The sequence below is a fragment of the Prevotella sp. HJM029 genome (assembly GCF_000599605.1).
Classification (GTDB): Bacteria; Bacteroidota; Bacteroidia; order Bacteroidales; family Bacteroidaceae; genus Prevotella.
On sequence record NZ_AZHT01000142.1, the window covers coordinates 1 to 253 of the forward strand.

At 45.5% G+C, this 253-nt stretch carries 1 protein-coding gene; it reads left to right on the forward strand.

All coding sequences use genetic code 11. The features are described 5' to 3' along the window. The coding region (locus X919_RS14970; protein WP_036917414.1) for an IS5/IS1182 family transposase at positions 1-253 on the forward strand (253 nt) is incomplete at both ends.

A 253-nucleotide genomic window follows, 5' to 3' on the forward strand; every position in this document is an offset into this window, starting at 1 on the left:
CTCCGCACCTGGTATGGTCTGAGTGACGGAGAAGTTGAAGATCAGGTTAACGACCGCCTGTCTTTCAGTCGTTTTGCAGGTCTTGGCATGGAAGATATTGTTCCTGATAGTACTACAGTGTGCCGTTTTCGCAACATTCTTGTTGAAGCGGATTTGTATGATACGCTTCTTGAGGAGTTTAATAGGCAATTGGAAGCTAAAGGAATCATTGTAAAGCGTGGCGCCATTGTTGATGCCAGCATTACGAATACGC